Origin of the sequence: Domibacillus sp. 8LH, from assembly GCF_038806185.1 — a bacterium.
In the GTDB taxonomy this organism is placed as follows: Bacteria; Bacillota; Bacilli; order Bacillales; family Domibacillaceae; genus Domibacillus; species Domibacillus indicus_A.
In genome coordinates, this window is the sequence record NZ_JAVJNG010000019.1 from 72,572 (window position 1) to 78,678 (window position 6,107).

The 6,107-nt window shown below is 41.6% G+C and carries 4 protein-coding genes; 1 reads left to right on the forward strand and 3 read right to left on the reverse strand.

Annotated elements, in window-relative coordinates; translation table 11 throughout:
• Positions 1 to 18: 18 nt before the first annotated feature.
• A complete protein-coding gene (gene tagD, locus RG959_RS17995; protein ID WP_342798302.1) occupies positions 19 to 417 on the reverse strand; it encodes a glycerol-3-phosphate cytidylyltransferase in 399 nt (132 codons plus the stop codon).
• 314 nt (positions 418 to 731) lie between these two features.
• On the opposite strand from tagD, the gene RG959_RS18000 reads away from it, so the two are divergent.
• On the forward strand, positions 732 to 2,753 hold the full coding sequence (locus tag RG959_RS18000) for a CDP-glycerol glycerophosphotransferase family protein (protein WP_342798303.1): 2,022 nt from the start codon (positions 732 to 734) through the stop codon (positions 2,751 to 2,753).
• A gap of 511 nt (positions 2,754 to 3,264) precedes the next feature.
• On the opposite strand, the gene RG959_RS18005 is transcribed toward RG959_RS18000, so the two are convergent.
• The gene (locus RG959_RS18005) at positions 3,265 to 4,812 is read right to left on the reverse strand and encodes a glycosyltransferase family 2 protein (RefSeq protein WP_342798304.1); all 1,548 of its coding nucleotides are present in this window, start codon (positions 4,810 to 4,812) and stop codon (positions 3,265 to 3,267) included.
• A 190-nt stretch (positions 4,813 to 5,002) separates the two neighbouring features.
• The gene (locus tag RG959_RS18010; protein WP_342798305.1) at positions 5,003 to 5,779 is read right to left on the reverse strand and encodes a WecB/TagA/CpsF family glycosyltransferase; all 777 of its coding nucleotides are present in this window, start codon (positions 5,777 to 5,779) and stop codon (positions 5,003 to 5,005) included.
• Positions 5,780 to 6,107 lie beyond the last annotated feature (328 nt).

The window sequence follows — 6,107 nt, forward strand, 5'->3', positions numbered from 1 at the left end:
AGAAAAATGGCTAGCTCCCTAACCATTTTGAATTGCCTTTAAATCTTTTTTGATTTGGGATGTAGAAACCCCGATGGTTCTCGGCAGGTACACGACTTCACAGTATTCTTTAAGAAAATCAAAATGTCCCTCCCAGTCGTCTCCCATCACAAACAGGTCAACCTCATGTTTTATGACATCTTCAATTTTCTGGTCCCAGCTTTTTTCCGGTATCGCTTCGTCAACAAAGCGGATCGATTCCACTATCATTTTTCTATTTTCAAAGCTGTGGTATGCTTTTTTATTTTTTCCTTCGTTAAATTCATCTGTGGAAAGGCCGACAATTAAATAGTCACCTAATGCTTTCGCCCGTTTCAGTAAATTAATGTGCCCGAAATGCAGCAAATCAAAAGTACCGTACGTTAACACCTTTTTCATGTGCTGGCCCTCCTTCATGATGTAAAAAAACGTTTTTCTAACCCTTATTGTAGGAAGAAGAATTGGTTTTTATTCGGAGAAAGAGAAAAAAATGGCTTAACGGTTAAGCTTATAAAAATAACACACAGAAGTGATTACATATCCAGCCGACAAACCCTTTACTCTAAGCAGAAAGCGTATATATTTGTTCATTTTGTACATACTAAAGGGCAGAAATTTCAACCATAGGGAGGAAAAAGATTCTGATAAGAAAAAAGCGATTACGCACCCGTTGTTCTTTAGCTTCAATTTACTTTCGCGAACACTGCTTATACATGCAGATTGGTGTTCCCGGCTTTGATTCAACAGAACCAGACTCCTTGACCCTGCAGTTCGTTGAGCGGTACACAACCAAAAAGAAAGAATACGCTCTAACAGCTGCTCATGAAAGAGAAAATATGCTTCAAGCGTGTTTAACGGAAGCGGACCTCGAGCAGCTTTTATCTGAAGGAAAAGACTGGGACGTTTATATCGCCCTCCGTTCCGATGACAGAATACGCCTGTGCAGTAATGGCCTGGATTTGGAGCTGCTTTTTTTTCTAAAAAATGGCCAAATGTTGATGCCTTTTACAACCAACAAAGGAAATGTTTCGTTTAAATCCAAACAGCCTGGGCTGATTGAAAAAGCAGAACGAATTGACTTTATGGGTAAGAACTATATCACCTTAAAAGGCTATACCGTTTACCCTTTATGGCTCAAACGGCCCGATCAGCTGACAGGAACATTAATACTGTCAGCGAATGAAGAGAAATATGCCTTTAAAGTACCTTTAAGCATAAGTTACCGCCGGTTTTCATCAAATGGAGAAGACTATCTGCCTTTAGTTGTGTATGAAGCATCCGTCCCGATTGAATCGCTGCTTAGAACGCACGGTGAAGCGGCTGCACTAAAAGCAAGAATTGAATTTTCCTATGCTGAGGACAGCAGGAACATCAAAATGGAGACAGCTCCTATCAAGCTTAAAACTCCCCGCTTCACAAAAAAAGTGCTCGTTAAAAAAGTAAACGGTCAAAAGAAAGAAATCTCGATCACGAGAACGAAAACAAGCGGACAATTAACCATTCAGGTCCGTAACTTTGATGTGAAGACAAATGTAAAAGCAAAAATGAAGGAAAGAATGGTCTTTATAAAAAGACATGCTCTCGTCAAACAGCTCTATAAAAATGCTTTTTATTGGATTGGCAGACTTCCGGTCAATAAAAATGTCATTGTGTTTGAAAGCTTTCTGGGGAAACAATTCAGCGATAATCCCCGCGCTATTTATGAATATTTGCAGCAGCATAATTTCCCTTATAAACTGTATTGGAGTGCGGACAGGAAGCATCTTCACCATTTTCAGGATAAAAATGTACGCTGTATCCGCCGTTTTTCTCTTAAATGGCTTTTGGTCATGCCGCGGGCCCGCTTTTGGGTCACTAACAGCCGGATGCCCGGATGGCTTCCAAAACCAAAACAAACGCTTTATCTTCAAACATGGCATGGCACTCCGTTAAAACGGCTGGCGGCAGATATGGATGAAGTATATATACCCGGCACAACGGCTGAAAATTACAAAAAAAATTTTATTCTAGAAGCAAAAAACTGGGATTATTTAATTTCCCCTAATGCGTATTCAACCGAAATTTTTCGAAGAGCGTTTCAATTCGATAAAGAAATACTGGAAACAGGCTATCCGCGAAATGATTTTATTTGTAATCATGAGAAGGAGGAAACGGTTGAAAAGCTGGCAGCCGCTTATGGGATTCCCCGGCATAAAAAAGTGATTTTATACGCGCCAACCTGGCGGGATAATCAATTTTATGCCAAAGGCCGCTATCGTTTTGATCTTCAGTTGGATCTTGATTTAATGAAAGAGCAATTGGGTGAAGAGTTTGTGATTCTTACTCGCTTGCACTATCTCGTGTCTGAAAATCTGGATTTAACGCCTTATAAAGATTTTGCTTATGATGTCTCCCGTCATGAAGATATCCGTGAATTATACGTAATGGCCGATATTTTACTGACCGATTATTCATCCGTGTTTTTCGACTACGGCAACTTAAAGCGGCCGATGATCTTCTACGTATACGATATTGACCAGTACAGGGATCACCTTCGCGGTTTTTACTTTGACTTTGAACAGGAAGCACCGGGCCCGCTGGTGAAAACAACAGAAGAAGTGATACAAGCAATCCGGAAAATCAAAGAAAACGGATTTCAGCCATCCACAAAGCTCGATTCCTTTTATGAAAAGTTTTGTTACTTAGAAGAAGGAAATTCTACCCGCAAAGTCGTGGAACAAATCTTTTTACGCTAAAAAAGAACCGGTTTCGAATAACCGGTTCTTTCAGTGTGTAGACAAAGCCTTTCGCTTTTAAAAAGAGCCGATAAGTGAAGCCAGCCCTGCCGGACTTCGCGCATCCTAAGGCAGTGCTGGAGCCTCCTCGGCTGCGCCTGCGGGACCTCCCGACTCATTGGTACTTCCCGCAAGAGTCTTCGTCCGGCAGGCTTCGCTAAGTGGTGTAGAAGATCCATAAGCAAGGACTGAATAGACGTTTTCTCTTTTTTAAACAAAAAGATACGACCTTATTCGCTCTATACAATCTTGTCGCAAGCCACTTGGCGGCGGGAGGGCAACGCAGACTCCTATGGGACTAGCGGGCAGCTGAGACCGGTGGAGCCGCCAGGCGAAGTCGGGCTCTGCGCCTGCCCCATGGAAAGCGGAGCCGCCTGGACGCCGCCGATCCACTTCATTCATGTGCACAGTCATCCATATCATTTGTCTACAGTCTGAAAGAACCGGTTTTGAATAACCGGTTCTTTTTTAGTTATTTTACTTTTAGCCCGATATTCGAATGAATAGTCGTGTAAAAAGTAAAGTCGCGATTTTCATAGCGAATTTGATTTTCATTGAGTTTTCTAATATTGATTTTGTTGTAGTCATTATAGCGCAGGAACATCGCATAGCCCGCTGACGGCAGCTGATTTAATAGATCAAGGCTTACTTCCAGCCTTCCACGTCCATGCTGATCAACTTGAACAGGAATGGAATATTCTCTATTCACCTCTTCCCGGTCCCTGATGATCACATCGGTAATTTGATCGACATAATCACCGTATACGTTAAAATCCAGGCAATACTTATTATCATAAAACCGGTCTTCTTTAAAAATAGCCAGCATCGGCACCCGTATATAGCGGTACTTTTCTTCAAGAAACGGGGCTACATGATAAGGAAGATTGTCCTTAATCAGCACTGGCTTTACTTTCTCTTTTTTCTCCCATTCAAAAAGCTTTTCAAGCTGCTTCGTTTTTCCTTCCTTGAAGAGCTCATAAGCAATTTTATTCAACGGATGAAAAAAGTTGTCAGAGACCTCATAGCGCAGCCCTTCTGTCGTTTTCAGTATTTCATTAAACTTATTATAGTACAGTGCCTTTAATTTCGTTTTTTGAAAATGGCCCGTATTAAACAATCGTGTAATCGAGTCAAATTCATATAATCGATTAAGCAGCATCTTCTCTTTATCAGGCTCTAACTTTTTACTGATGATATAATGAATCACTTTGATATTGCTGTCTGTTTTTTGCATAATATTCGTTTGTTTTGTCAGTGAAGCATTATTGTCATCAAGCCGATTCAAATAATAGATGGGTGCTTTTGTCGTTGAAATCGTATTGCAGTGAATTAAAACATCCATAAAAAACTGTTTATCTTCTGCAAACTTCATTTCCGGGAAGACGATTCCATTTTCTTTAATGACACTGGCTCTGACCATCCTCGCCCGCGGCCCTAAATGCTGAAATATGTGGGGAATCGAGTAGGGAGATACATTTCTCCGTTCTTTGCAGGATTCATGCTCTCCGACGATTTTGGATCCATTTGTCTTCAGCTGTATCGTTCTTCCTACCACATAGTCATCGCCTGTTTTCTCTAAAATATCGTGCAGTGTTTCCAAGCCAGAAGGTTCAAGCCAGTCATCTGCATCCAGAAAAGTAAGGTAATTGGAAGTAGAGAGTTGAATCCCGAGGTTGCGCGGCTGGCCGGGCGTTCCTGTATTGCATTTGAGAAAAACAGCCCGAATGTTATCGTATTTCGCAGCGTACTCTAACAGGATCTCCCTCGAAGAATCTGTTGAACAATCATCTACTAAGAGATACTCAATGTGTTGAAACCCTATCGTCTGGTTAATCACCGAATCGATCGTTTTTCTTAAATACTTTTCTGCATTATAAACGGGTGTAACCACAGATACTTTCGTTTGATTGGCTTTTCTGCCCTGTGTGTTTTCCACTTCATAATAACCGTCTGCGTTATAGTCAAAGGAACGAGCTTTCGGAAACTTTATTACATTGTAAATCCAAGATACACTAACCATAAAACCTCCTCATCTTTCCACATGCATTTTTACCTTCAGGCTTCCTTCAAAGGCCGTCACTCTGGACGGCTGGAAGGACTGGCAGCCATACCGGCAGTTATTTATTTTGTAGACATAAATCGGTACATTTATTCATATCGTGTGTAAGGATTTATTTGAAAGCCTTTATTTAGTGGCTGACTCGGGATCTTTACACCCTCGTCTTTGTCGATTTCACCTCTACAGCTCCGCTGCCGCGCCGTACTCTTTCTACAAATACTTGAAGGGCAAAAACAGGCAGAACCATTTGTCTTTTTATTCTTTTCGGCTCACATAAGAGGCGGTAAAACCATTCTAATCCTAATTTCCGAAACAATTCAGGTGCTCTGCAGATTCGCCCCGATAAAATATCAAAACTGCCGCCGACCCCAATCATAACCGTTGCACCGAGTTCATTTTTAAACCGATGAATAAATTCCTCCTGCTTCGGGTTACCCGCACCGACTAATAAAAGATCCGGTTTCTCACGGGAGATCCGTTCTACAATGAGACGTTCCTCGTCGGATTCTTTTTCAAAATAGCCGTGGTGTGTACCCATAACCCGAGCATGGCCATATAGTTCTGTTAGTTTCTCGCCCGCAGCTGCCACTACGTCTTCCGTACTTCCGAGCAAGAACAATTTTGTGGCCGCGCCTGTATGTTCCCTGTGCTCAAGCAGGGCATGAATCATATCATATCCCCCCACTCGCTCTTTTAAGGAATACCCTAGTATTTTAGACGCATAGATAATACCGATGCCATCAGGTGTAATCATATCAGCAGCGGAAATCACCTCATAAAAGCTTGAATCCTTCCTGGCTTTCATGACGATTTCCGGATTGGCCGTTACAATAAAAGTTGGAAGAGCTTTTTCCATTCTTTCGTTCGTCCAGCGTACTGCTTCAGTCATGTTATTTTCCGCAAACGGAACAGATAAAATTTTCAGCACCAAAAACCCACCCTTTGAATAAATTTCGTATTTGTAGCCGATAGTATTGGCTAAACGCCTGCAAAATATGTCTCAAAGGCTGTCATCCACTTTTAAGATAAAAAACCGCCCATCCAGCTGGACAGGCGATTCTTAAGGGTATGGGCAGCAGTTGCTCTTAAAGAAAGACTGCCTGCACACTTTTTTGATGAAAAATTATGCTTCTTTCACGGCTCAGTGCCGTTTTGGACAAATAAAAAAAGCCCAAATGCTGATATTATCCCCTTTAAGTAGACAGTGTAAAAAGCCCACGTGTTAACATGTGGGTGTATATACTTCTTCTTGGAGG

What these genes read in the sequence shown, in the direction of transcription:
- tagD (WP_342798302.1), bottom strand. Translation starts at nt 417, where the DNA reads ATGAAAAAGGTGTTAACGTACGGTACTTTTGATTTGCTGCATTTCGGG.
- RG959_RS18005 (WP_342798304.1), bottom strand. Translation starts at nt 4,812, where the DNA reads ATGGTTAGTGTATCTTGGATTTACAATGTAATAAAGTTTCCGAAAGCT.
- RG959_RS18000 (WP_342798303.1), top strand. Translation starts at nt 732, where the DNA reads ATGCAGATTGGTGTTCCCGGCTTTGATTCAACAGAACCAGACTCCTTG.